At 42.2% G+C, this 24,771-nt stretch carries 18 protein-coding genes; all 18 read right to left on the reverse strand.

Annotated features, from left to right (window positions below):
• Positions 1–23: 23 nt before the first annotated feature.
• The 18 genes from PU629_RS15685 to PU629_RS15770 all read right to left on the reverse strand — a co-directional run bounded on the left by PU629_RS15685 (position 24) and on the right by PU629_RS15770 (position 24,290).
• Complete coding sequence (locus PU629_RS15685) at positions 24–4,340, reverse strand: PolC-type DNA polymerase III (RefSeq protein WP_275280997.1); 4,317 nt, start codon at positions 4,338–4,340, stop codon at positions 24–26.
• A gap of 376 nt (positions 4,341–4,716) precedes the next feature.
• A complete protein-coding gene (locus PU629_RS15690; RefSeq protein WP_275280998.1) occupies positions 4,717–6,345 on the reverse strand; it encodes a proline--tRNA ligase in 1,629 nt (542 codons plus the stop codon).
• 22 nt (positions 6,346–6,367) lie between these two features.
• Positions 6,368–7,627: an RIP metalloprotease RseP gene (rseP, locus tag PU629_RS15695; protein WP_275280999.1), complete on the reverse strand. Its 1,260-nt coding sequence runs from the start codon at positions 7,625–7,627 to the stop codon at positions 6,368–6,370.
• A 155-nt stretch (positions 7,628–7,782) separates the two neighbouring features.
• Complete coding sequence (locus PU629_RS15700) at positions 7,783–8,943, reverse strand: 1-deoxy-D-xylulose-5-phosphate reductoisomerase (RefSeq protein WP_275284452.1); 1,161 nt, start codon at positions 8,941–8,943, stop codon at positions 7,783–7,785.
• 60 nt (positions 8,944–9,003) lie between these two features.
• A complete protein-coding gene (locus PU629_RS15705) occupies positions 9,004–9,792 on the reverse strand; it encodes a phosphatidate cytidylyltransferase (RefSeq protein WP_275281000.1) in 789 nt (262 codons plus the stop codon).
• An 18-nt stretch (positions 9,793–9,810) separates the two neighbouring features.
• The gene (locus PU629_RS15710) at positions 9,811–10,572 is read right to left on the reverse strand and encodes an undecaprenyl pyrophosphate synthase (protein ID WP_275281001.1); all 762 of its coding nucleotides are present in this window, start codon (positions 10,570–10,572) and stop codon (positions 9,811–9,813) included.
• Positions 10,573–10,918: 346 nt separating this feature from the next.
• Positions 10,919–11,440, reverse strand: a complete 522-nt coding sequence (gene frr / locus PU629_RS15715; protein ID WP_481900518.1) for a ribosome recycling factor — start codon at positions 11,438–11,440, stop codon at positions 10,919–10,921.
• Positions 11,441–11,478: 38 nt separating this feature from the next.
• Positions 11,479–12,204, reverse strand: a complete 726-nt coding sequence (gene pyrH / locus PU629_RS15720; protein WP_275281003.1) for a UMP kinase — start codon at positions 12,202–12,204, stop codon at positions 11,479–11,481.
• A 196-nt stretch (positions 12,205–12,400) separates the two neighbouring features.
• Positions 12,401–13,282 (reverse strand): translation elongation factor Ts, encoded by an 882-nt coding sequence (gene tsf, locus PU629_RS15725; protein ID WP_275281004.1) that lies wholly within the window; start codon positions 13,280–13,282, stop codon positions 12,401–12,403.
• Between the two features lie 157 nt (positions 13,283–13,439).
• A complete protein-coding gene (gene rpsB / locus PU629_RS15730; protein WP_275281005.1) occupies positions 13,440–14,198 on the reverse strand; it encodes a 30S ribosomal protein S2 in 759 nt (252 codons plus the stop codon).
• Positions 14,199–14,469: 271 nt separating this feature from the next.
• Positions 14,470–15,243 (reverse strand): GTP-sensing pleiotropic transcriptional regulator CodY, encoded by a 774-nt coding sequence (gene codY / locus PU629_RS15735; RefSeq protein WP_275281006.1) that lies wholly within the window; start codon positions 15,241–15,243, stop codon positions 14,470–14,472.
• 20 nt (positions 15,244–15,263) lie between these two features.
• Positions 15,264–16,667, reverse strand: coding sequence for an ATP-dependent protease ATPase subunit HslU (gene hslU, locus PU629_RS15740; RefSeq protein ID WP_275281007.1), 1,404 nt, complete (start codon positions 16,665–16,667; stop codon positions 15,264–15,266).
• Positions 16,668–16,727: 60 nt separating this feature from the next.
• Complete coding sequence (gene hslV, locus PU629_RS15745; RefSeq protein WP_275284453.1) at positions 16,728–17,210, reverse strand: HslVU peptidase proteolytic subunit; 483 nt, start codon at positions 17,208–17,210, stop codon at positions 16,728–16,730.
• A 614-nt stretch (positions 17,211–17,824) separates the two neighbouring features.
• Entirely contained in the window at positions 17,825–19,894 is a 2,070-nt protein-coding gene (topA, locus tag PU629_RS15750) for a type I DNA topoisomerase (RefSeq protein ID WP_275281008.1), read from the reverse strand.
• Positions 19,895–20,277: 383 nt separating this feature from the next.
• Positions 20,278–21,150, reverse strand: coding sequence for a DNA-processing protein DprA (dprA, locus tag PU629_RS15755; RefSeq protein ID WP_275281009.1), 873 nt, complete (start codon positions 21,148–21,150; stop codon positions 20,278–20,280).
• A gap of 115 nt (positions 21,151–21,265) precedes the next feature.
• Positions 21,266–22,168, reverse strand: coding sequence for a succinate--CoA ligase subunit alpha (gene sucD, locus PU629_RS15760; RefSeq protein ID WP_275281010.1), 903 nt, complete (start codon positions 22,166–22,168; stop codon positions 21,266–21,268).
• A gap of 18 nt (positions 22,169–22,186) precedes the next feature.
• Complete coding sequence (gene sucC, locus PU629_RS15765) at positions 22,187–23,347, reverse strand: ADP-forming succinate--CoA ligase subunit beta (protein ID WP_275281011.1); 1,161 nt, start codon at positions 23,345–23,347, stop codon at positions 22,187–22,189.
• 163 nt (positions 23,348–23,510) lie between these two features.
• Positions 23,511–24,290, reverse strand: coding sequence for a ribonuclease HII (locus PU629_RS15770; RefSeq protein ID WP_275281012.1), 780 nt, complete (start codon positions 24,288–24,290; stop codon positions 23,511–23,513).
• Positions 24,291–24,771: the final 481 nt, after the last annotated feature.

Here is a 24,771-nt window from a genome sequence, read left to right on the forward strand (position 1 = left end):
CTTTCACGAGAAGGATGGAACCATTAGAAAAGGGATAATTGATTCGATTCTGGCAAGCCTGCCAAGCAGCCATGCTGATCGAGATAATCCACAACCGTCCGTGATAGCTTCGCACGTTTTTGCAAATCTTCTTTTGATAAAAATTCACCATCTTCACGGGCCTTCACGATGTTAATCGCTGCATTAGTTCCCACCCCTGATAAGGCATTAAAAGGAGGGATGAGGCGATTGCCATCAATGACAAATTCAGTTGCTTTCGACCGGTAAAGGTCAATCGATGAAAAGGAAAATCCACGTTGACACATCTCTAAAGCAATTTCTAATACAGTTAACAAGTTCTTCTCTTTAGTAGAAGCATCCAGACCTTTTCCTTCAATCTCTTCTATCTTGGCAAGAATGCCTGTTGCGCCGCGCTTCATAATGTCAATGTCAAGGTCGTCTGCGCGTACAGAGAAATACGTCGCATAAAAAAGGATCGGATGATGAACTTTGAAATAGGCAATCCGAATCGCCATCAACACATAAGCGGTCGCATGGGCTTTCGGGAACATGTATTTTATTTTCAAACATGAATCAATGTACCACTGCGGCACTCCATGTTCTTTCATTATGCCAATCCATTCATCATTGAGCCCTTTCCCCTTACGAACGGATTCCATGATTTTAAACGCCATCGAAGGGTCTAAGCCTTTATGCATCAAATAGACCATAATATCATCACGACAGCCGATAACTTCTTTCAGTACACAAGTCCCGTTATTAACAAGCTCTTGCGCATTTCCTAACCACACATCCGTTCCATGAGAAAGCCCCGAAATTTGCACCAATTCGGCAAACGTCGTCGGACGAGTGTCCTCAAGCATTTGGCGGACAAATCGTGTCCCAAACTCAGGGATCCCTAAGGTACCTGTTTTTGAACGGATCTGCTCTTCGGTGACACCAAGGCTTTCGGTCGTGCTGAATATCTTCATCACTTCTGGGTCCGATGTCGGGATTTCTTTCGGATCAATCCCGCTCAAGTCTTGAAGCATTCGGATAGCGGTCGGATCGTCGTGTCCCAGAATATCAAGCTTAAGCAAATTGTCATGAATCGAGTGGAAATCAAAGTGCGTCGTCCGCCACTCGGATGACTGATCATCTGCCGGATATTGGATCGGTGAAAAGTCATAAATGTCCATATAATCCGGGACAACTATGATCCCGCCCGGATGCTGACCAGTGGTTCGTTTAACACCGGTAAAGCCTGACGCTAACCGATCAATCTCTGCACCGCGCAAATGCAAATTAAAATCACTTTCGTAGCCTTTTACGTACCCATAAGCCGTCTTATCTGCCACCGTACCGATTGTTCCAGCACGATAGACATAATCCTCTCCGAAAAGCTCTTTAGTGTAGTTATGAGCAACCGGCTGATATTCACCCGAAAAGTTCAAATCGATATCGGGAACCTTATCTCCTTTAAAGCCTAAGAAGGTTTCAAATGGAATATCATGACCATCCCGCGTATAGACTGTCCCACATTCTGAACACGTTTTTTCAGGAAGGTCAAAGCCGCAGGCCACACTACCGTCTAAGAAGAATTCGGAGTGCTTACAATTTGGACACACATAGTGCGGCGGCAACGGATTAACCTCTGTAATAGACATCATGGTGGCAACAAGCGAGGAACCAACTGAACCCCTTGAACCGACCAGGTACCCATCGTTAAGGGATTTGACCACGAGTTTATGTGAAATCAAATAAATGACCGCAAAGCCGTGGCCAATAATACTATTCAGTTCCTTCTCAAGCCGTTTTTCAACAACCTCTGGCAGCGTCTCTCCATAACGGCGATGGGCTTCGCGATAGCTCATATCCCGAACTTCTTCGTCTGCCCCTTCAATTTTCGGTGTAAAGAGTTCATCCTGCACAGGCCTGATTTCTTCGATAAGCTCAGCAATATGATGTGTATTCGTCACCACAATTTGCTTAGCTCGTTCTTCGCCTAAGAAAGAAAATTCCTCAAGCATCTCATCCGTTGTTCGAAAATGAACAGGCGGCTGTTTCTGTCTGTTCAATGGATTTCCGGATTGTGAAGCAATCAAGATTTTACGATAAAGAAAATCGTTCTCATCTAGATAATGGACATTACCTGTTGCGACAACCGGTTTATCCATTTTATCGCCTAAGTCGACTAATTTGCGGATGATATCTCTTAAAGCGAGCTCATCATTGACTAGTTCGCGTTCAATTAAATGCTGTAAGATAGCAGGAGGCTGAACTTCAATATAATCATAAAATTCAGCTGCCTTTTCGGCCTCCTCAGCCGATTTTTGCATCATCGCCTCAAAGACGTCCCCTTGGGAACATCCAGAGCCAATGATTAGACCTTCCCGATATTTTCCCAATAACGACCGCGGGATCCGGGGAACTCGGTAAAAATGATCAATATGAGAAAAAGACACAAGTTTGTACAAATTTTTCAGCCCTGTTTGATTTTGGGCGAGAATCGTGCAATGGCTTGGTCGAATCCGTTTCATGTTTCCTTTACCCATATTATCGTTTAACTGGGAGTGTAAAACAATCCCGCGTTCAATCACATCTTTTACCATCTTCCATAGTAAATACCCGGTCGCTTCCGTATCATAGATCGCTCGGTGATGCTGGGTTAAATCAATATTAAAGGCTTTACATAAAGTATTCAGCCGGTGGTTCTTCATATCAGGATAGAGAAAACGAGCCAATTCTAATGTGTCAATTACAGGATTAGGTGATTTGTCTAACCCCATCTTGATATAGCCCGTATTTAAGAAGCCCATATCAAATTGAGCGTTGTGCGCAACAAGAATCGCATCGCCGACGAACTCATGAAAATCCCTCAGTACCTCATCAATTTCCGGGGCGTTCGCGATCATGTCATCGGTTATCCCGGTTAAGTCGATAATGGTTTGCGAAAGTGGTTCATGGGGATTGGAAAACCTTTCAAATCGTTCAATGATATCCCCATTTTTTATTTTGACAGCCGCAAGTTCTATGATTTTATTATAAACCGCTGATAGACCTGTTGTCTCAACGTCAAAAACAACATAGGTTGCCTCTGCCAATTCAATCGGTTGTTCATTAAAAGCAATCGGAACACCATCATCCACAAGGTTGGCCTCAAGCCCATAGAGAATCTTAACCCCGTGTTTCTTGCCTGCTGAGTAGGCTTCTGGAAAAGATTGAACGACACCATGATCGGTAATCGCAATCGCACTATGTCCATAGGATTTAGCCCGCTGAACAAGATCTGAAGCTGTCGCAATCGCATCCATTTGGCTCATGGTCGTATGAGCGTGAAGCTCGACACGTTTTTCGCCTTCAGGAGCTAGATCTTTCTTAATTAGCGGATTGACTTCTTCAATATCACGAGCCATTAGAACTAAATCTCTGACAAAGGTATCATTTTGGACTCCGCCTCTTACTTTCAGCCACATGCCTTTTTTCAGATGTGAAAAACGCTCAGCTTCTTCTTTATCTTTTAAGAACACCTTACAAAGAATGGAATCCGTATAATCCGTGATTTTAAATAAAGCTAGTGTTCGCCCACTGCGCAGCTCACGAATTTCCACATCAAAAACAAGACCTTGAATGGTGATCCGGCGTTCTTCTTCCTGAATACTTTTAATGATCACAGGGTCTTCAGGGATATCGTAACCGATCTTAAGAGGACCAACTGGTTGAGTCGTCTGTGTTTGCTGCTCAGCCTTTTTCTTAAGCTCCTCCATCGCTTGAAGGGCCTTGGTCTCCGATTCCTCATCTCTTTGCTTAATAAAATCGTTAAGTTCCTCCTCAATATCGCGGTGCTGATAAGTCAACTCAGGACACGCAAGCCCTAACTGAGGAACGATATCTTGCAAGAGTGCAGGAAGCTTCCGTTTTAATGCCGTCGCTTCCGTTTCATTCGCCACTTCTAAAACAAGGCGGTTATCCATGAGTTTCAGAGATTGGGACCTTAGTCTTTGCGATAAGGCAGGTGAATGATCTTCAAGCCGTCTAACAATCTCCGGCCAGTAAGACACAAACAATTCGGGATCGGGTGACTGCCTTTGAGTTAATATCGTAAAAGTAACCGAGGCAATCTGTTGAAACGCCGCGGTTAATTGATCATGAAACCATTTATAGACATGAAAAGGAAGCGGCGTCTCGAGTTGAAAATGAAAATGCCATTTCTTCTCTTTTTGGTGGACCACAAGGCGCTCAATATTCCCGTTCTTTAAATAATTTTCAACAACTTCTTCAGGGGCATTTAATTGGTTGAGAAGAATTCTGAATCGATCCTGCTTTGTTTTTCCTTCCACAACTCTTCTCCTTTCTTTCATTTACTTTTTCCCGTTCATTAACTTAAGATAAAAGTCGAATGAGGTCAGTTTATGACTAAATGAACTCGTCTTTTTATAGTTTAACAGTCTCCTAGTGAAAATGTAAGCCAAAAAATATTGTAAAAAAAAGACCGGCCTATTCGTAATCGTAGGACGAACAGGACCGGTCTTTGTATAAGGCTGTTTTCGTAAACTTTGTTGTTTTCTTAGCTCCAATAAGCTCGCTTTTCGCGGGCAAACCGTGAGTTTCCTCGGCAAAATACGCCTGCGGTTTCTCACCTGGCTTGCTATTCCAGCAGGCGTCTCGCCTATTTCCACCTATTTTTTATTAAATAGCAACAATCTCAATCTTTTAGAAAAGAGCCTTGTATAAAGCTTACTTTAAATGTTCTTTAATAAATTCAGGAAGCTGTTCGATCGATACTTCTTCCTTGTCACCTTTTGACCGAAGAGAGACCTCGACAATTCCTTCAGATGCTCTTTTTCCAACCGTTATGCGAACGGGACAGCCGATTAACTCAGCTTCGGCAAACTTCACACCGGCTCGTTCGTCACGGTCATCAAGGAGTACCTCATATTGGCCGGATAACGTGTTATATAAGGAAACCGCTAATTGCTTTTGTTCCTCATTTTTCACATTAACAGGCACAATGTGAACTTGAAAAGGCGCAATAGAAGCTGGCCAAATCAAACCGCGATCATCATGGTACTGCTCGGCAACAGCGGATAAAGTCCGAGAAATGCCAATTCCATAACAGCCCATAATCATTGGATGGCTCCGTCCGTTCTCATCTAAGAAATTTGCTCCCATAGATTCACTGTACTTGGTGCCTAATTTGAAGACTTGTCCGATTTCAATGCCTTCTGTGAAGTGAATGGTACCTTCGCCATCAGGAGAAGGATCACCTTCTTTAATAAAACGGAAATCTCCAAACGTAACAGCCTTTAAGTCGCGGTCAGCATTCACGTTAAAGTGTGCAACCTGTTCGCCCTCTTTTATGACGCCATTAACAACGTTTTGGACACCGTTGTCTGCTAGAAGGATGACATCCTTATTTTTCAGTTCACTCAAATTAAAAGCAGGATGTCCTTCAAAAGCGTCGACCATCGTCGCATTAAGATGATTCTTTACTTTGACGTCATTAATTTCATCACCTGCTCGATGAAGCACCGCTGCAGCTTGGTCATTGACTTTAAACCATTGCACCATGATCAATCGGTCATCACCAGAGATCGCCTGACCTTTATCCAAAGGAAGCTCATCTTCATCGGATTGAGTCGGAATATGTTTAACCTCTGCCATCTCAATGTTTGCCGCATAGTTCGAAACATCTGAATAAGCGATCGTATCTTCACCAATATCCGCAAACGCCATAAATTCATGTGTATCCTTTCCGCCGATCGCCCCTGAATCAGCGATGACCGGACGGAAATTCAAGCCGCAGCGGCTAAAGACACGCGTATACGCATCATACATAATCTGATAACGCTCATCTAACCCTTCCTGAGTCGCGTGAAAAGAATAAGCATCCTTCATGATGAATTCTCTTCCACGAAGCAAACCAAAGCGAGGACGTCGTTCATCGCGGTATTTGGTTTGAATTTGGTAAAGCGTCATTGGCAACTTTTTATAGCTGTTCAATTCATCACGCACGAGACTGGTTATGATCTCCTCATGGGTTGCCCCAAGAGCAAAATCGCGGCCATGGCGATCTTTTAAACGCATGAGCTCAGGCCCATAGACTTCCCAGCGCCCCGATTGCTGCCAAAGTTCTGCCGGCTGAATCGCTGGCATTAACAACTCGACAGCACCGGCTCGCTCCATCTCTTCTCTGACTATCTCTTCTATTTTCCGTAACACACGGTAGCCTAATGGAAGGTAAGAATAGATGCCCGCCGCGTTTTGCCGAATGAAGCCCGCCCTTAGAAGCAGTTTGTGACTAATCGATTCAGCATCAGCCGGCGTTTCTTTCATTGTTGGAATCAATAATTGACTTTGTTTCATTTAAAACACCCTCTCCGCAGGACTATTGGAGGAAGATTTTTTGAATATCGTTCCACGTCACCACGATCATTAATAACATTAAAAAAGCAAATCCAATAAAATGTACGAGTGTTTCCCGTTTCGGATCCACTGGTTTTCCCCTGAGTCCTTCAACGAATAGGAAGATCAACCGTCCTCCATCCAGAGCTGGCAGGGGCAATAGATTAACAATTCCAAGATTAATACTTAAAACGGCGGTCCAATTCATCACCCATAAAAAGCCATGTTTGACAACTTGACCTGTCAGATCATAAATACCAACTGGACCTGCTAATTGATTCAATCCAACCTGACCCGTCACAAGCATTTTAAAACCAATGACCTCTTGCTTAATCCAATAATAGGTTTGGGTAAATCCGCCCTTCAATGAACCGACAACACTCTTATCAGTCGGACCATAGACACCTATATACCCGCTCTTATGCCCTTTTGTTTCCTCACGAGAGCCGGTTTTAACCGCGACCTTCATTATCTTTCCATCTCTCGAAATCATAAAAGCAAGCGATTTATTTGGATTTTTGCTGACAATCTTCGTAATATCATCCCAGCTCGTGACGGATTGGTCACCAATTTTAAGGATTTCGTCGCCTTGTTTGAGTCCATATGAATAAGCCGGTTCACCTTTAATAAGCTCTCCAAGGACAGGCTTTTCAGACGGCACACCTTGGAACATGAAATAGAGTACAAAGACGATAAAAGCCAATAAGAAATTCATGAAAGGACCTGCAAAAATGGTAAGTATCCGATCAAGAAGCGGTTTAGAACCAAATTGGCGATCAATAGGTGCAATCTGATAGGCAACCCCGTCCATCACATAATTAGCGGTACGATTGATAGGGTATGTGTGAGACTGCCCCTCTTCATCGACAGCCCGAATAAAAAGTTCTCGTTCGAGGTCGCAAGCTTCAGCTGTCAGGATTATCGCGTCGTGATGCTTATCTGTCTGATTAACAATAAGCGTATCAACTTCTCCTGCTTGATTAAATCGCAGACCAATGGGTTGTCCTGGCTTAATCTCAACAATTTCAGGGTCTTCACCCGCCATCCGAACAAAGCCGCCAATGGGCAATAAACGAAGGGTGTAGACCGTCTCTCCTTTTTTAAACGAGAAAATTTTCGGACCAAATCCAATAGCGTATTCACGGCATAGGATTCCCGCTCTTTTCGCTAATAAGAGATGGCCAAGTTCATGAAATGATATGAGCAACCCAAAAATAATGACTACAGCTATAAAGGTTTGCATCTCATCACCATCCTTTGATCAGGGTTGATTGAAACTTATCTTCTCATCACTCAGGGTCTAAAGTACAGCTTGCTTTCAATCATTACTCTTCTAGCATTGAAGAAGCTGTCTATCTTCTAGCTTATGCAAGTCCACACGCCTTATTTCAAAACGTCTTATACGCTCATTTTGTTAATAAAGGCAAGCGTCCAGTCACGAGTCTCTCTGTCAACGGATTGAATGGTCTCCAAATCTGGCATTTGGATCACTTGATGGTGATCCAGGGCGGCTTTAACCACTTCTTCAATTTCTAAAAAAGCAAGCTTCCCCTTCAGAAAAGCATCGACCGCTACTTCATTAGCTGCATTTAAAACCGTCGGCATGGTGCCAGATGCTCGTCCCGCTTCATAGGCCAATTTAAGACAGCCATACCGCTCTTCATCCCACGCCTCAAAATGAAGCGCGCCAATTTCCCATAAGTTGAGCCGTTTTGGAGGATGGAATTCAAGGCGTTCTGGATAACTGAGGGCGTGCTGAATTGGCCCCCGCATATCTGGCAATCCCAGTTCAGCGATCACACTATAATCGATAAATTCAACCATCGAATGCACAATGCTTTCTCTGTGAATCACCACATCAATTTGGTCATAAGGCACATCAAACAACCATCTTGCCTCGATCACTTCAAGCCCCTTATTCATCATCGTTGCAGAATCAATCGTAATCTTAGCGCCCATTGACCAATTGGGATGCTTTAAAGCCTCCTCAACCGTTACGTCAACAAGCTCCGATTTCGTGCGATCGCGGAAGCTTCCGCCCGATGCGGTAATAATGAGACGGTTGACCGCTTTTTTCGGCTCATTTTTCAAACACTGAAAAATAGCAGCATGTTCACTATCAACCGGTAAAATATCAACACCATGCCTTTTGGCCAAATCCATAACTAAATGGCCGGCAGTCACTAAGGTTTCCTTATTAGCAAGAGCAATTGTTTTTCCGGTCTTGATTGCTTCTAAAGTCGGTAACAGCCCCCTGCTCCCAAGAATGGCATTTAATACAAGGCTTGTATCCGGATAGGTACTGACCGCAATCAGCCCTTCCATTCCTGTCAAAACCTCAATTGAAGAAGGAATGACTTGTTCAATCGCTGTTTTAACCGTTTCATCTGCCACTGCAACAAGTTTTGGCTGAACTTGTCGGATGATCTCAATCCCCTTTTGAACATTCCGCCCGAACGCAAGGGCTGCAATGTTAAATTGATCGGGATGTGCCATAACAACATCTATGGTTTGAGTGCCGATCGATCCGGTCGCTCCTAAAAGACTAATCTGTTTCAGAAGTTAAACCTCCTTATGAAAAACCACGAAATAGCTCATGTGTAATTGAAAATCAACTAACTAAAGCATATGCAGCATATGTAAGACAGGAAGAACAAAAATAAGACTATCAAACCGGTCCAAGATTCCCCCATGTCCTGGTAAGATCCGACCCGAATCTTTAACATTATAATGACGTTTGAGCGCTGACTCCGCCAAATCCCCTAATTGACCAAACACACTGATTAATAAGGTGATCAAGATGAGATGCGTGGTAGTTCCAAGAGCATGCTCTCCCACCACAAATTGATAGATAAAAGCAGCAACAAGAGCAAGGCCAATCCCACCAAAAGTCCCTTCAATAGTCTTATTCGGACTGATCGCTGGTGCGAGCTTATGTTTGCCGAATTGACGTCCAACAAAATAAGCACCTGAGTCGGTTGCCCAAATCATGATTTGAACAAAGAGAACTAGGACAAGTCCGTTAAACCGGAGTGACACCAAATATTCAAATCCATATCCGACGTACAAAACGGCAAACACAATATAAGTAGCCTGATCTATATTGACCCGATTCTTTGAAAAAACCGTCATTAAGAGAAGCAGTAAAACAAGGCCCATGAACAGTTCGGTAGGATGTACCCAATTCATCCAAGGGGTTTTCCATCCCTTAAGAACGAGTAAGAAGACGACAATCACACCTAAAATACTTTCAATAGATGTCGGCTTAATTTTCTTCATGGAAATTAATTCTAAAAACGCTATAACGGAAAGAGCTCCAATAAATAGAGCAAATGGCCATCCTCCAATTAATAAAAAGAATAAGAAGAGGAATCCTGCCCAGATACCGGTTAGAATACGTAAAAGCATGAGGACCCTCCTTATCCTTTAAACGCCTCCAAATCTTCTGGAACGACGATTATAATGTTGAATGGCTTGTTGAAGATGACTTTCTGAAAAATCCGGCCAATAGACATCTGTAAAAATCAACTCTGTATAGGCAAGCTGCCAAAGCATAAAATTACTGAGACGCAATTCACCGCTTGTTCGGATGAGCAGATCCGGATCGGGATAGGCATGGGATAACAAGGCGCCCGAAATCTTGCTTTCATCGATTTCTTCAGGCTTCAGTTCACCAATTTGCACCTCTGCGGCAAGGGTTCTCATTGCCATTGTCAATTCATGCCGGCTTCCATAATTCAAAGCAAAATTAAGGATCAGTCCCGTATTATTGGCCGTCTGTTCTTTTGCTTGATTCACGGCAGCCCTTGTATGCTCAGGCAGTCGGCTTTCATCTCCCATAACTCTAACTTGCACATTTTTTTCAATCAGTTCTTTTAGATAGCTTGTAAGAAACTGTCCAGGCAGTTTCATCAGAAAATCAACTTCATCCTTAGGCCTTTTCCAATTTTCTGTAGAAAATGCATATAACGTTAGAATCTCAATGCCGAGTCGGTCTGCTTCACGAACAATTTTCTTGACCACTTTCATGCCTTCATGATGGCCAGCAACGCGAGGTAAATTTTTGTTTTTGGCCCACCGCCCGTTTCCATCCATAATAATGGCGACATGCGACGGGATTTCCAGATTATCTTCTATATTGAATTGGTCTGTTGCTTTTGTTTTTCTAAATCCTAATTTATCAAGCATTGGAGATCCTCCAAAGTAGTGCTTATACTCCGATAATAATCTTCTTCTCAAGGCAATGAAAGACTTCCTATTACTTCTGCAATTAATCAGGAAGTATAGGTCATCTAATTCAAGGATGCGAAGTCACAGATCAAAGCCACTGTAATGTTGTATAAGATTGATTCCCATTCATCTTATTAGAATTCCCATATCGAAACTTGTTTAGACGATTATTAGTAGATTCTCTTAAACGAATGCTTATCTCTCTTACTCCTATAATACATGATATGCGCAAACTTACATAGTTTTAATTCAACTTTTAAATATAACAAAAGAACCCCTTAAAAGGGGTTGTTTTTGTTAATGATTAAACCTCCATGATTTCCTTTTCTTTATTCGCAGCCACTTCGTCAATTTTAGAAATGGTTTGATCGGTTACTTTTTGAACCTCATCCGTCCAGCCTCTTAAATCATCTTCTGTTATAGTTCCTTCTTTTTCAGCTTTCTTTAATGAATCATTCGCGTCACGGCGTACATTTCGAACGGCAACTTTAGCCTCTTCCGCCGACTTCTTCACTTGTTTCACTAAATCTTTGCGGCGTTCTTCCGTTAATGGCGGGATCGCCAATCGAATCACGGATCCATCATTAGAAGGGGTGAGTCCAAGATCTGCTTTTAAAATGGCGCGTTCAATATCACTCATGATTGATTTATCAAAAGGCTGAATGATGAGCATCCGTGCTTCTGGGGTTGTAATACCCGCCAACTGATTCAATGGGGTAGGCGCCCCGTAGTAATCTACTTGAACACGATTTAAAAGCGATGGATTGGCACGACCAGCTCGAATGGCCATCAAATCATTAGCCAGTACATCAATCGCTTTATTCATTCTTTGTTTAGCATCATTAATAATCTCTTGTGTCATTTTTATTTCCCCCTGACAATTGTTCCGATTTCCTCACCAAGAACAACGCGTTTAATATTACCTGGTTCTGTAATCGAAAAGACGATAAGCGGAATATTATTATCCATACATAAAGAAGAGGCGGTTGAATCCATAACAGCTAACCCTTCGTTTAATACTTCAAGGTATGAAAGTTTTTCATATTTGGTCGCTGATTTATCCACTTTTGGATCGGCTGTATAGACGCCGTCCACGTTATTTTTCGCCATTAAAATGACATCGGCTTCAATTTCTGCTGCCCGAAGCGCTGCTGTCGTATCTGTTGAAAAATATGGATTCCCAGTACCTGCTGCAAAGATCACGACTCGTTTTTTCTCTAAGTGGCGAATAGCTCGACGACGTATGTACGGTTCAGCGACTTGGCGCATTTCAATGGACGTTTGAACACGTGTCCCTACATCAAGCTTTTCTAAGCCATCCTGTAAGGCGAGTGCGTTCATGACGGTTGCGAGCATTCCCATGTAATCAGCCGTTGCACGATCCATTCCCATCTCACTGCCCGTTTTGCCGCGCCAAATATTTCCTGCGCCGACGACGACCGCTACTTCTACGTCTAATTCTACTATTTCCTTAATCTGTCTGGCAATGGAATCGATAATTTTCGGATCAATACCAAAACCATTTTCTCCCGCTAGCGCTTCGCCGCTTAGTTTGAGAACAACTCGTTTATAACTGGATTCTCCTGCCATGATTCAATCGACGCTCCTTTATTTTGCTTTACAACTCGATCGGAAGTTAATCACACTGTCTAACTCGAGTCATTAAGAAGGCTGACCATTCAGATGATGGAGTCAGCTTCTAATAAGAATTCGATCATTCTAAGTATAACCGAATTCGCTTAGAAACACGTCATCTAACGTGAGTCAGCCTTATTATGCTTATTAATTAATTTTTCAATTGAGCTTGAACTTCTTCTGCAAAGTTCTCAGAGCGTTTTTCCATTCCTTCGCCGACTTCATAGCGAACGAATGTTTGAATGGCAAGCCCTTTGTCGCTCAAGAATTTCTTCACTTTTTGATCTGGATCTTTTACAAATGGCTGCTCGACAAGGCAAATTTCTTGCAAGAATTTGTTAAGACGGCCTTCAACCATTTTCTCAACAATATTAGCAGGTTTTCCTTCGTTAAGAGCTTGCTGAGTTAAAACTTCTTTCTCATGAGCAATCTCTTCTTGTGACACTTGGTCAGTTGTTGCATAACGAGGGTTAACAGCGGCAACGTGCATAGCAATGTCTTTTGCTGCTTCTTCATCTTGACCAGCAAGTTTAGTTAGAACCGCAATGCGTCCACCCATATGAAGATAAGCGCCAAATACTTCATTGTCGGCTTTTTCAACAATTTGGAAACGACGCAATGAAATTTTTTCACCAATTTTAGCGATGGCTTCGTTGATTGTTTCACCCAATGTTTGACCTGCCCCTTGAAGCGGTTGGTCAAGAGACTCTTCAACTGAAGCTGGTTTAGCCTCAATTAAATGATTTAAAATGGTATCAATCAAATTGGTAAACAGTTCATTTTTTGCAACAAAGTCCGTTTCAGAGTTAACCTCTGCAATAACCGCTGCATTCCCTGCTACTTTAATTTGAGCAAGCCCTTCAGCTGCAATACGATCTGATTTTTTAGCTGCTTTTGCAATCCCTTTTTCTCTCAAAAGGTCAATGGCTTTATCAATATTACCATCCGTTTCAGTTAAAGCTTTTTTACAATCCATCATCCCTGCACCCGTTTTTTCACGGAGCTCTTTTACTAACTTAGCATCAATTGCCATTTGAATGGCCTCCTTGTATGTTATGTATAGTGAGAACCTTCATTCATTCTGTTTATCTCGTATTCATTCTGTAAGGATTTCCAAAATAGAAAGGAAACATCCTTTTTAAAAAAGGGCGATAAGGGTTATCCGCCCTTTATCACCCTTTAAGCATGAATTATTCAGCTGCTACTTCTTCCTCTTCCACAACCGCTTCTGCTTGTGGTTCTTCAACAACAGCAGCGCCTTCGGATTCACCTTGGTTGGCTTCGATAATCGCATCAGCAATTTTGCCTGTTAAAAGTTTAACAGCGCGGATGGCATCATCGTTACCAGGAATAAGTACGTCAATTTCATCAGGGTCACAGTTCGTGTCAACGATTGAAATGACGGGAATATTTAATTTATGAGCTTCAGCAATCGCAATGCGCTCTTTTCTTGGGTCAACGATGAAGAGGGCATCTGGAAGAGTTTCCATATCCTTAATACCGCCCAAGAATTTTTCAAGACGCTCTTGCTCTTTTTTCAAGCCGATTACTTCTTTTTTAGGTAGAACATCAAATGTTCCGTTCTCTTCCATTTTTTCGATTTCTTTCAAACGCGCAATACGTTGACGAATCGTTTGGAAGTTCGTTAAAGTACCGCCTAACCAACGTTGGTTAACGAAGTACATTCCGCAACGAATAGCTTCGGACTGAACGGATTCTTGTGCTTGCTTTTTAGTTCCTACAAAAAGGATTTTCCCGCCTTCTTGAGCGAGATTGCGAACATAGTTATAAGCCTCTTCGACTTTCTTCACTGTCTTTTGAAGATCAATGATGTAGATCCCGTTTCTTTCAGTAAAGATATAAGGCTTCATTTTTGGGTTCCAACGGCGAGTTTGATGACCGAAGTGAACACCGGATTCAAGCAATTGTTTCATAGAGATAACTGCCATGTGTGTTAATCCTCCTAATATGGTTTTAATGCCTCCGCTCAACATCATCTACTAACATGACTTAAATGTCTTTAAGCACCCATGAAAAGTATCCGTTAAACGTGTGTGATGACACCAATGGATAATATAACATACCCTTTCTTAAATGGCAAGAGGGCAATGCGAAAAAACTGTTTTTATGCCGAAACATATATTCTCTCGAAACAAAAACAAGCGCCCACAAAAGTGAGCGCCTGTCTATTGATCAATTGCCTTATCGGCTCGAATTTGATTAATTCTTTAAGCGTTCAAGCTCAACAAGGAATTTATCATTTAATACTTTAATGTAAGTCCCTTTCATACCGAGTGAACGAGATTCAATAACACCAGCACTTTCAAGCTTTCTAAGTGCATTTACAATCACTGAACGAGTGATTCCAACGCGGTCAGCAATTTTACTTGCAACTAAAAGACCTTCTTTACCTTCAAGCTCATTGAAAATGTGCTCAATGGCTTCAAGCTCACTGTAAGACAGACTGCTGATTGCCATTTGTACAACTGCTTTTTCGCGTGCTTCTTCTTCGATTTCTTCCGTTTTCTCACGAAGGATTTCCATTCCGACAACGGTTGCTCCATACTCTGCAAGAATGAGATCCCCTTCATCAAAGGATTGAGTCATACGGGATAGAACTAACGTACCGAGACGTTCGCCGCCGCCAACAATTGGAACGATCGTTGTGAGACCGCTTTGGAACAAATCTTTGTTTTCTTCTGGGAAGGCTGTGAAAGGACTATTAACGTCTAAGTTAGCCGATGTTTCAGAAATGCTGAACAGGCTCTGAGTGTACTCCTCAGGAAATTGACGTTTTTCAAACATCTCTTTCATTCTTTCGTTTTCAATTTCAAGATTCAATGCCATCCCTAATAATTTACCGCGTCTGCTTAACACAAATGTGTTGCAACCAATGACTTCGCTCAGTGTGTTCGCCATGTCGTTAAAATTAACGGGAGTTACGGTCCTTTGCAGCATGTTATTGATTCGTCTAGTCTTGTCTAATAGCGTCATTGAGTATTTCCTCCTAATGATTATAAAATATATTGGCTTAAATCACGATTTTTTGCAATTGTGGATAGCTTTTCATCCACATATTGCGAGGTGATTTGAATTTTCTCCATGGTGATATCCGGTGCTTCGAATAGCAGATCTTCTAAAAGTTTCTCAAGAATTGTATGGAGGCGTCTTGCCCCAATATTATCAGTCTCTTGATTCACTTCATGAGCTATGTTAGCCAATCTATGGATAGCATCGTCAGAAAATTCAACATCTATACCTTCCGTTTTTAATAATGCTTGATATTGTTTAAGTAAAGCATTGTTTGGCTTCACTAAGATGTTAACAAAATCGTCAACCGATAGGCTGCTTAGCTCGACCCGAATTGGGAAGCGGCCTTGGAGCTCTGGTATAAGATCAGATGGTTTTGACATGTGAAAGGCACCCGCTGCTATGAAGAGAATATGATCTGTTTTAACCGAACCATACTTGGTCATTACTGTTGAACCTTCTACAATCGGCAAGATATCACGCTGAACCCCTTCTCTCGAAACATCTGCAGAGTTTTGGCTTTTTCCAGCGATCTTATCAATTTCATCTAAAAAGATAATTCCTGATTGCTCGGCTCGAGTAACAGCCTCTTGAGTCACCTCATCCATATCAATTAATTTCTGGGCTTCATCTTGAATCAACACCTTTCGAGCTTCTCTAACGGTTAGTTTTCTCTTTTTCCGTCGTTTAGGCATCACACTGCCGAGCATATCCTGCATATTCATTCCGAATTGCTCCATGCCGGCTCCTTGGAGAAGATCGAACATTCCAGATTGCGTTTGTTCTTCTACCTCAACAGTCACCATATGATCCTCCAGCTCACCTAACTGCAGGAGTTTCTTCGTTTGGGCACGTTTATCTTTTAACGACTGATCAGAGTCCTCATAGTCATCCAACACATCATCGTCATTTTGATTTTGGCCGCCAAAGATTAATTCAAATGGGTTTTTCTGAGGAGAAGTTCGTTTGCGTGAAGGAACTAACAGCTCCACTAAACGATCATTGGCGAGTTGTTCCGCTTTTGATTGAACGGTAGCCATTTTTTCTTCACGCACAAGACGAATCGAGGTTTCAACCAAGTCTCTGACCATTGACTCGACGTCACGCCCCACATAACCGACTTCCGTGAATTTAGTGGCTTCCAACTTGACGAATGGCGCCCCAACTAGTTTGGCTAATCGCCGAGCAATTTCGGTTTTCCCAACACCTGTTGGTCCAATCATTAAAATATTCTTAGGGACAATCTCCTCACGCAACTTCTCATCGAGCTGCATGCGTCGATAACGATTTCTTAATGCAATGGCAACAGACCTCTTGGCATCCTTTTGCCCAATGATGTATTGATCGAGCTTTTCAACAATCTCACGTGGCGTCAGTGCTTTTTCCATTAAAGTAGCCCCCTTGTTGTCTTCCCGTTCAATAAAATGTTGGTCAATCTATTTCTTCCCTTAAAGCTCTTCTAAAATGATGTTGTCATTAGTAAACACACAAATTTCGCTTGCAATGGTCAACGCATTCTTGGCAATTTCTCCGGCAGTGAGTTCACCGCCATATCGCTTCATGGCACGGCCCGCCGACAACGCATAATTCCCGCCAGAACCGATGGCAAGAATGCCATCATCCGGTTCGATCACTTCACCAGTTCCCGATACGAGCAGCAATTCCTCGGCGTTCATAACGATGAGCATCGCCTCAAGTTGTCTTAGGACTTTATCACTTCGCCATTCTTTTGCAAGTTCTACAGCGGCTCGTTTTAAATTCCCATTATACTCTTCAAGGCGTCCCTCAAATTTCTCAAATAGCGTAAAAGCATCCGCAACAGATCCAGCGAAACCTGCAATAACCTTTCCGCCGAATAAACGCCGAACCTTTCGAGCAGTTTGTTTCATAATGACAGACTGACCTAAAGTGACCTGCCCATCTCCTGCCATAGCACTTCTTCCATTGTGTTGAACAGCAAATATTGTAGTTGCATGAAACGTATTCTGTGAAGTCAATTCGGTCGCCCCTTTTTCTCAATATTAAGTGGGTATCTCATCTAAATAAACTTGTTTTATGTATATTCACTCGACTCTATGCCATGAAAAAAAGTTTTTAGCGTACATCCCCCGAACGATAATATAGAAGTATTAATTCGAGCGAACTGACTTTAGTGTCAATTAACCCAGACCATTTCGCCATTATAAGGTTTTAGTCAGTGAAACCAAAATAAAGCGACAGAAAACGACAAAATTATCACATGAGCCATTACACCTGCTTCTAAGGATAAGAACCAGAACATTAGAGTGCCTTAGTCTAAGTATGCACATTTTATTCATTCTTGATCGAAGCCTCTTACACTCTATCTTCTCAGGACCAGCCTATTGGCCCAACCAATCGGCGGCATGAAGACTTCATAAGAAAGCCCCCTAAATAGTAACACAATTTAGGGGCCTAAGCAAGAAAATTCGCATTTTTGTAACAAATTCTGAATTGTATAAGATGGCCGCTATTAGTATGCGCCACTTTTACTTAGATGTCAAGCAAAAGTCTACAAACTCGGGATTCATTGCGCCTCTTCTTTATAATCACACTCAGAACATTGAACAACCATGCCTTTTTTCTGTTTCTTTTCTACTAAATAAGATTGACATTTTGGACAGTTGCGTGCGAGCGGTTTATCCCATGAAATAAAATCGCATTCCGGATAGTGGTCGCAACCATAAAACTTCCGGCGTTTTTTGCTTTTTCGTTCAACAATATTGCCCTCTTTACATTTTGGACAGGTGACCCCAACTTCTTTCAAAATCGGTTTGGTATTGCGACAGTCTGGAAAATTGGAGCAGGCCAGGAATTTGCCATAACGCCCCATCTTATAGACCATTTCATGTCCACACTTCTCACAGTCGATCCCAGCCGGTTCATCTTTAATTTCAACGGCTTGCATTTCCTTTTCCGCTTTCTCCAAGCGTTTCTCAAACTCTTCATAGAAAGATGAAATAATCTTAATCCAATCCGTCTTCCCGTCCTCTATTGCATCGAGATCATCTTCCATTTTGGCGGTAAAGGCTACATCGATAATTTCTGGAAAAAACTCTTCCATTATTTGATGAACCACTTCACCAAGTTCGGTCGGAACAAATTTCTTATCCTCCAAAACGACATAATTACGACGCTGAATGGTATCGATCGTTGGCGCATACGTAGAAGGACGACCAATGCCGATCTCTTCCATCGTCCGAACAAGACGCGCTTCTGTATAGCGTGGCGGCGGCTGTGTAAAATGTTGTTTCGGCTCTGCCTCATCCATCTTTACGGACTCATTTTCAACGAGCTCAGGCAAATAGTTTTCTTTCTCTTCCGTATTATCATCATTTCCCTCGATATAGACTTTCATAAATCCAGGAAACTTAATTTTGGATCCTGTTGCTCTAAAAAAGACACCGTTATTGACAAGGTCAGCACGCACTGTATCCATCACAGCCGGTGCCATAAGGCTCGCGACAAACCGTTCCCAAATCAATTTATACAAACGGAACTGATCTTTTGATAAAAACTCTTTCACTTCATCAGGATGATAGTGAACCGATGTCGGACGAATCGCTTCGTGCGCATCCTGGGCATTCTCATTCTTACTCTTCTGCCCACCTTTACCAACATACGCCTTTCCATATTTCTCTTCTATAAAGGCATGCGTTTCTGTACGAGCCACTTCGGAAATCCGGGTTGAGTCAGTACGCATATAAGTGATTAAACCGGTTGTCCCTTGTCTCCCCATATCAACACCTTCATATAACTGTTGGGCGACCATCATCGTCTTCCTGGCTCTAAAATTAAGTTTGCGTGCAGCCTCTTGCTGTAAGGAAGAAGTAATAAACGGAGCAACCGGATTCCGGAGGCGTTCCTTTTTCGTAACCGATTCAATGTTAAAAGCGGTTCCTTTAATTTGTTCGAGAACTTGTTTAACCTCTTCTTCTGTTTTGAGTTCCAGCTTCTTCCCATTAATTCCATAAAAAGCCGCCTCAAATGTTTCACCGTCTCCAGAAAACTGACTTGTAATCGTCCAATACTCTTCCGGAATAAACGACTGAATTTCTTTCTCGCGTTCAATGATCAATTTTAGAGCGACAGATTGAACACGTCCGGCACTCAAACCTTTTTTAACTTTTTTCCATAAAAGCGGGCTGATGTTATAGCCGACTAAGCGGTCAAGAACACGGCGCGCTTGTTGGGCATCAACCAAATCCATATTAATGGGACGCGGTTTTTTAAACGCATCTTTTATCGCTTGCTTCGTAATCTCGTTAAAGACAACGCGGCAATCTGAAGCTTCATCAATCTCTAAACTGTGTGCCAAGTGCCAAGCAATGGCCTCTCCTTCACGGTCAGGGTCAGCTGCAAGATACACTTTCTTAACTTTTTTGGCCGCTTGTTTCAGTTCTTTAAGAACGGGTCCTTTACCCCGAATGGTTATATAACTCGGATTGAAATCACCCTCTATATCGACTCCCATTTTACTCTTTGGGAGATCACGTACATGCCCCATTGAGGCTTTGACTTCATATTTATTTCCAAGATAACGCTTAATTGTTTTAGCTTTTGCTGGTGATTCAACGATGACCAGATAATCTTCCATAAAGAGGTGACTCCTCTCTTGATTTAATTTCCGTATATATGAAGGCATCTCTACAAAATGGTCCACCCATGTTTGCTAATGGTAATTTTACAATAAATTACCATTTATAGGGTGTGATTACCATCCTATTTTACAGAGAATCATAACCTTAGCTAACAGATAGAATATAAAATAAAATCTTCACTTATCGTAATGATTGAAATCGTGTTTGTCAAACTATACTCATTAGTATTTCAACAATCCACACTCTTCTAAACACGCATGAGCCACTTTTTTTCTTATAAGAGAAAGGATTTATCCTTATTTTTAAGACTATATTACATCTGTTTAAAGTTTAGAATTTTTTTATAATGAAATGGAGAGCGAGAGGAGACAGGAGGCTTTCATTTTAGAAGGTTTATATCTAATAAATCTTGATAGGACGCAACAAGGCTCGCTCCTTGTTTGATCAGCCCGTTTGTCCCATTTGCATTTTCATTTAATAGGCTGCCTGGAACAGCCAACACATCTCTTCCTTGTTCAAGAGCTTGGTCTGCGGTAATCAGCGACCCGCTTTTTTCTTTGGCCTCCACAACAAGTGTAGCCGGAGTTAAACCGCTTATAAGACGATTTCGTTCCGGAAATTGCCACCTTTGCGGCGGAATAGATGGGGGATACTCAGAGAGGGCTAAATGATCGCGGGCAATTGTCTTAAATAAAACTTGATGAACGCGCGGATACACATGATAAAACCCAGAACCTAAGACAGCAATCGTCTGAGAGGCAAGGCCAAGCTTATGTGCATGTCCATCCACTCCTGTGGCAAGACCGCTTACTAAGGTCCACCCTCTTTCAACAAGCGGTCTAAGTAACCGAGTCATAACTTCGAGCCCCTCTGAAGTTGGCGTCCTGGTCCCGACAACACTCAATGATTGGGGAAAGTGGCTAATTTCAAGATGTCCCATATAGTAAAGGAAAAGCGGCGGATCCGGAATGGTTTTCAGCAAAGGGGGAAATTCGGGGTCTTCTGAGGTAATAAAACCTACTGCCTGTTGACTATAGGATTCCAAGGCTTTTTTTTCATCAAACCGACACCAATCTTTAAGAAAAAGTTCGATTTTCTTTTCTGGAACACGAAGCCATGACTGAAGCTCATAGATCGATAAACTCGTCAATTCGACATTTTCTTCTATTAAATATGACATCAGCCGTCTAATCGATCGCCTGCCAAGTCCCCGGCAATGTGAACACCGAAAAAGCCACGCCTTATAATCCATTTTAACGTCACCATCCTTTTTTTCATCTATCCACTATAATTCACCTTATTTCCGCAAAAATCCTCCATTTTAAAAAAACCTCCACTACATCAAGTAATGGAGGTTTTATCATCTATTATTTAATCAAGCATTTTTCGTAGATGCCTTTTTCCTTTAAGACACCAATTAAGGTTTCACCGATGACGGCTGGTGTTTCGGCAACTTTAATGCCATTTTCATTAAGCGTTTTAATTTTGGCAGCAGCTGTCCCTTGACCGCCGGATACAATGGCACCAGCGTGTCCCATACGTTTTCCTGGAGGTGCTGATTGACCGCCGATAAAGCCGATCACTGGCTTTGTCATGTTAGCTTTGACCCATGCAGCTGCTTGCTCCTCTGCATCTCCGCCAATTTCACCAATCATGATTACAGCATAAGTGTCTTCATCTTCATTGAACGCCTTAAGCACATCGATGAAGTTCGTTCCATTGACCGGGTCTCCGCCGATACCTACCGCAGTCGATTGGCCGATGCCAGCTTGAGTCAATTGATGAACAGCTTCATAAGTCAATGTACCAGAGCGGGAGACAATCCCAACATGACCTTTTTCATGAATATAACCAGGCATAATCCCGATTTTGGTTTCACCAGGAGTGATGACACCAGGGCAGTTCGGTCCGATTAAACGCGTTTTCTTGCCTTCCATGTAGCGCTTAACTTTAACCATGTCCATGATCGGAATACCTTCAGTGATACAAATGACTAGATCAAGATCAGCATCAACCGCTTCAACAATAGCGTCCGCTGCAAAAGCAGGTGGAACGTAGATGATGGAAACGTTTGCCCCTGTCTTTTCAACACACTCAGCAAGTGTATTAAATACAGGTACGCCTTCTACCTCAGTTCCGCCTTTACCAGGAGTAACGCCACCGACAACTTGTGTTCCATAAGCTAACATTTGAGTTGTATGAAAAAGGCCTTGGGAGCCGGTAATCCCTTGTACAACTACTTTTGTATCCTTATTAACAAAGACACTCATTCCGAATTCCCACCTTTCTTATTTAACTAATGCAACGATTTTTTGAGCACCATCAGCCATTGAATCAGCTGCAGTAATATCTAATCCGGATTCATTAAGAAGCTTCTTCCCAAGCTCAACGTTGGTTCCTTCAAGACGAACAACAAGCGGTAAAGAAAGACCGACTTGTTTCGAGGCTTCGATAACACCTGTAGCAATATCATCACACTTCATAATACCGCCAAAAATGTTAACAAAGATCCCTTTAACGTTTGGATCTGAAAGAATAATCTTAAATGCTGCCGCTACCTTCTCAGCCGTTGCACCGCCCCCAACGTCAAGGAAGTTAGCGGGATCGCCGCCATAGTGTTTGATGATATCCATAGTGGCCATAGCAAGACCAGCCCCGTTGACCATCATCCCAATGTTACCGTCAAGAGCTGTATAGTTAAGATCATATTTAGATGCTTCGATTTCTTTCTCGTCTTCTTCACTCAAGTCGCGAAGTTCTTGGATGTCTTTGTGACGATAGAGAGCGTTATCATCAAAGTTCATTTTGGCGTCAAGAGCCATAACTTGTCCATCACCTGTCGTAACAAGCGGGTTAATTTCAGCAATCGAACAATCTTTTTCAACGAATACTGTATAAAGACCAAGCATGAACTTAACAGCTTTGTTAACCAATTCTTTAGGAATGTTCATGTTAAACGCAAGACGACGTGCTTGGAACGGTTGAAGACCAATAGCTGGGTCAACGGTTTCACGGAAGATTTTTTCCGGTGTATTCGCTGCCACTTCTTCAATTTCCATACCGCCTTCTTCAGAACCCATTACCACAATGCGTGATTTGGCACGGTCAAGAACAAGACCAACATAGTACTCTTTTAAAATATTGCTGCCTTCTTCAATATAAAGGCGCTTAACTTCTTTACCTTCTGGACCAGTTTGGTGTGTGACCAAAACTTTTCCAAGAATTTCTTCAGCGTATGTACGCACTTCATCGAGGTTCTTTGCAATCTTAACACCGCCTGCTTTACCGCGGCCCCCAGCATGAATTTGCGCCTTGACTACTTTGACTTCGGTGCTCAATGATTTTGCTGCTTCAACGGCTTCTTCAACTGTAAAAGCAACTTTACCATTAGGTACTGCCACACCGTATTGTCTCAAGAGTTCTTTGCCTTGATACTCATGAATATTCACGATTACAAACCTCCTATCGTCTTAGGTGAAGCCCATTACTCTCTAATTGTAAAAAAGTGAAACGATTTTGTCTACTATTTCACAAACTAATTCATTTTGGGTTGATATTATTAGAATTATTGTAAAATTTAACTAATTAGCAAGGGTTTGTCTTTAAAACATTTTACCCTACTTTAAATGGGGCAAAACTTAAGCGATGCTCCGGACACGGGCCAAATTTTCCAACCGCCTCCAGGTGAGCTTTTGTGCCATATCCAGCATGGTCTGCAAAATGATAGCCTGGGTATATGTCATCAAGCTTTGCCATGAGATCATCGCGGAATTCCTTTGCCAAAATAGAGGCAGCGGCAATACTCAGACTTCGGGCATCCCCTTTTATAAGGGGTGTTTGAGCCACCTCTATTGGTAAATTAAGGGCATCAATGAGCAAATGATCTGGCTTCACATTCAACCTTTCAATGGCACGAGTCATCGCAAGCTTAGTAGCTTGATAAATATTGACTTCATCAATCTCTTTTGCGGTAGCAATCCCTATTCCGTACGCTAATGCATTGCTTTTGATCAGCGAGACAAAATGAGCACGCTTTTCATGGGAAAGCTGTTTGGAATCATTCAATCCCACTAAACCAGACTCCGGTAAAAAGGCCTCCCGTGTTAAAATGACCGCCCCTGCAACAACTGGGCCGGCGAGCGGTCCTCTCCCCACTTCATCCACCCCGGCGATCGCTTCAAACCCCGCCTCATGGAGATGTTTTTCAAACTCTTGTAATTCAAAAAAATGGGAAACCTCTGCGTCACGCTTTGCCTTTTGGCGTTCCCATTTTTCTAAGGCAAGAATGACCCCTTTTCGTTTATCTGCCTTGAGAAGATTTATTTCATTAGCGGACAGCGTTTCCTGCTCTTTAAGATAGAGCGTAATTTTCTGAATCGACCAATCCTTCATCCCCGACCATCCTTTATGTATGACTCACATAACTTCCATCCTCTTAGTGTAACGAAACCCTTAAACACTTGTAAATGTTAAATGATGGAGCAAACCTACGACTTGAAGTAACTTCATGATTAGCTCCATGAGGTATATCGAGTTGCTTTACCTAAAATCCGTTGTTTTGGATAAGGATTTTAGGTAATGTTCAAACTGCAAGCCACAAATCTGAATACCAAAAATAGTCTAGCCAATGTGGTTTACCTAAAATCCGTTGTTTTGGATAAGGATTTTAGGGCGATTTTCAAAATGCAGAGTCCACTCCTCCAAATTAAGACATACAGGCCTTATTTAACCATCACTTATCCTCGCAAAATTCGGTAGAAGGTTCAATAATTGTCCTAAAAGTGTTATAATAGTTTTAATCTTTTGATCCCCCCCTCTCCCTCCCCTTTTTTATTTAACAATGAACACCTCCCGTATTCTACCTTTTCAGAAA

The organism is Pullulanibacillus sp. KACC 23026 (genome assembly GCF_029094525.1).
Taxonomy (GTDB): domain Bacteria; phylum Bacillota; class Bacilli; order Bacillales; family Sporolactobacillaceae; genus KACC-23026.

Excerpts from the sequence above, each read along its gene's own strand:
- PU629_RS15690 (WP_275280998.1), bottom strand. The coding sequence starts at position 6,345 with ATGAAACAAAGTCAATTATTGATTCCAACAATGAAAGAAACGCCGGCT.
- frr (WP_481900518.1), bottom strand. The coding sequence starts at position 11,440 with ATGAATAAAGCGATTGATGTACTGGCTAATGATTTGATGGCCATTCGA.
- PU629_RS15770 (WP_275281012.1), bottom strand. The coding sequence starts at position 24,290 with ATGAAGGATTGGTCGATTCAGAAAATTACGCTCTATCTTAAAGAGCAG.
- PU629_RS15710 (WP_275281001.1), bottom strand. The coding sequence starts at position 10,572 with ATGCTTGATAAATTAGGATTTAGAAAAACAAAAGCAACAGACCAATTC.
- rpsB (WP_275281005.1), bottom strand. The coding sequence starts at position 14,198 with ATGGCAGTTATCTCTATGAAACAATTGCTTGAATCCGGTGTTCACTTC.
- dprA (WP_275281009.1), bottom strand. The coding sequence starts at position 21,150 with ATGGATTATAAGGCGTGGCTTTTTCGGTGTTCACATTGCCGGGGACTT.
- topA (WP_275281008.1), bottom strand. The coding sequence starts at position 19,894 with ATGGAAGATTATCTGGTCATCGTTGAATCACCAGCAAAAGCTAAAACA.
- hslV (WP_275284453.1), bottom strand. The coding sequence starts at position 17,210 with ATGGCAGGAGATGGGCAGGTCACTTTAGGTCAGTCTGTCATTATGAAA.
- pyrH (WP_275281003.1), bottom strand. The coding sequence starts at position 12,204 with ATGGCAGGAGAATCCAGTTATAAACGAGTTGTTCTCAAACTAAGCGGC.
- PU629_RS15685 (WP_275280997.1), bottom strand. The coding sequence starts at position 4,340 with ATGAAAGAAAGGAGAAGAGTTGTGGAAGGAAAAACAAAGCAGGATCGA.
- sucD (WP_275281010.1), bottom strand. The coding sequence starts at position 22,168 with ATGAGTGTCTTTGTTAATAAGGATACAAAAGTAGTTGTACAAGGGATT.
- codY (WP_275281006.1), bottom strand. The coding sequence starts at position 15,243 with ATGACGCTATTAGACAAGACTAGACGAATCAATAACATGCTGCAAAGG.
- rseP (WP_275280999.1), bottom strand. The coding sequence starts at position 7,627 with ATGCAAACCTTTATAGCTGTAGTCATTATTTTTGGGTTGCTCATATCA.
- PU629_RS15705 (WP_275281000.1), bottom strand. The coding sequence starts at position 9,792 with ATGCTTTTACGTATTCTAACCGGTATCTGGGCAGGATTCCTCTTCTTA.
- hslU (WP_275281007.1), bottom strand. The coding sequence starts at position 16,667 with ATGGAAAAAGCACTGACGCCACGTGAGATTGTTGAAAAGCTCGATCAA.
- tsf (WP_275281004.1), bottom strand. The coding sequence starts at position 13,282 with ATGGCAATTGATGCTAAGTTAGTAAAAGAGCTCCGTGAAAAAACGGGT.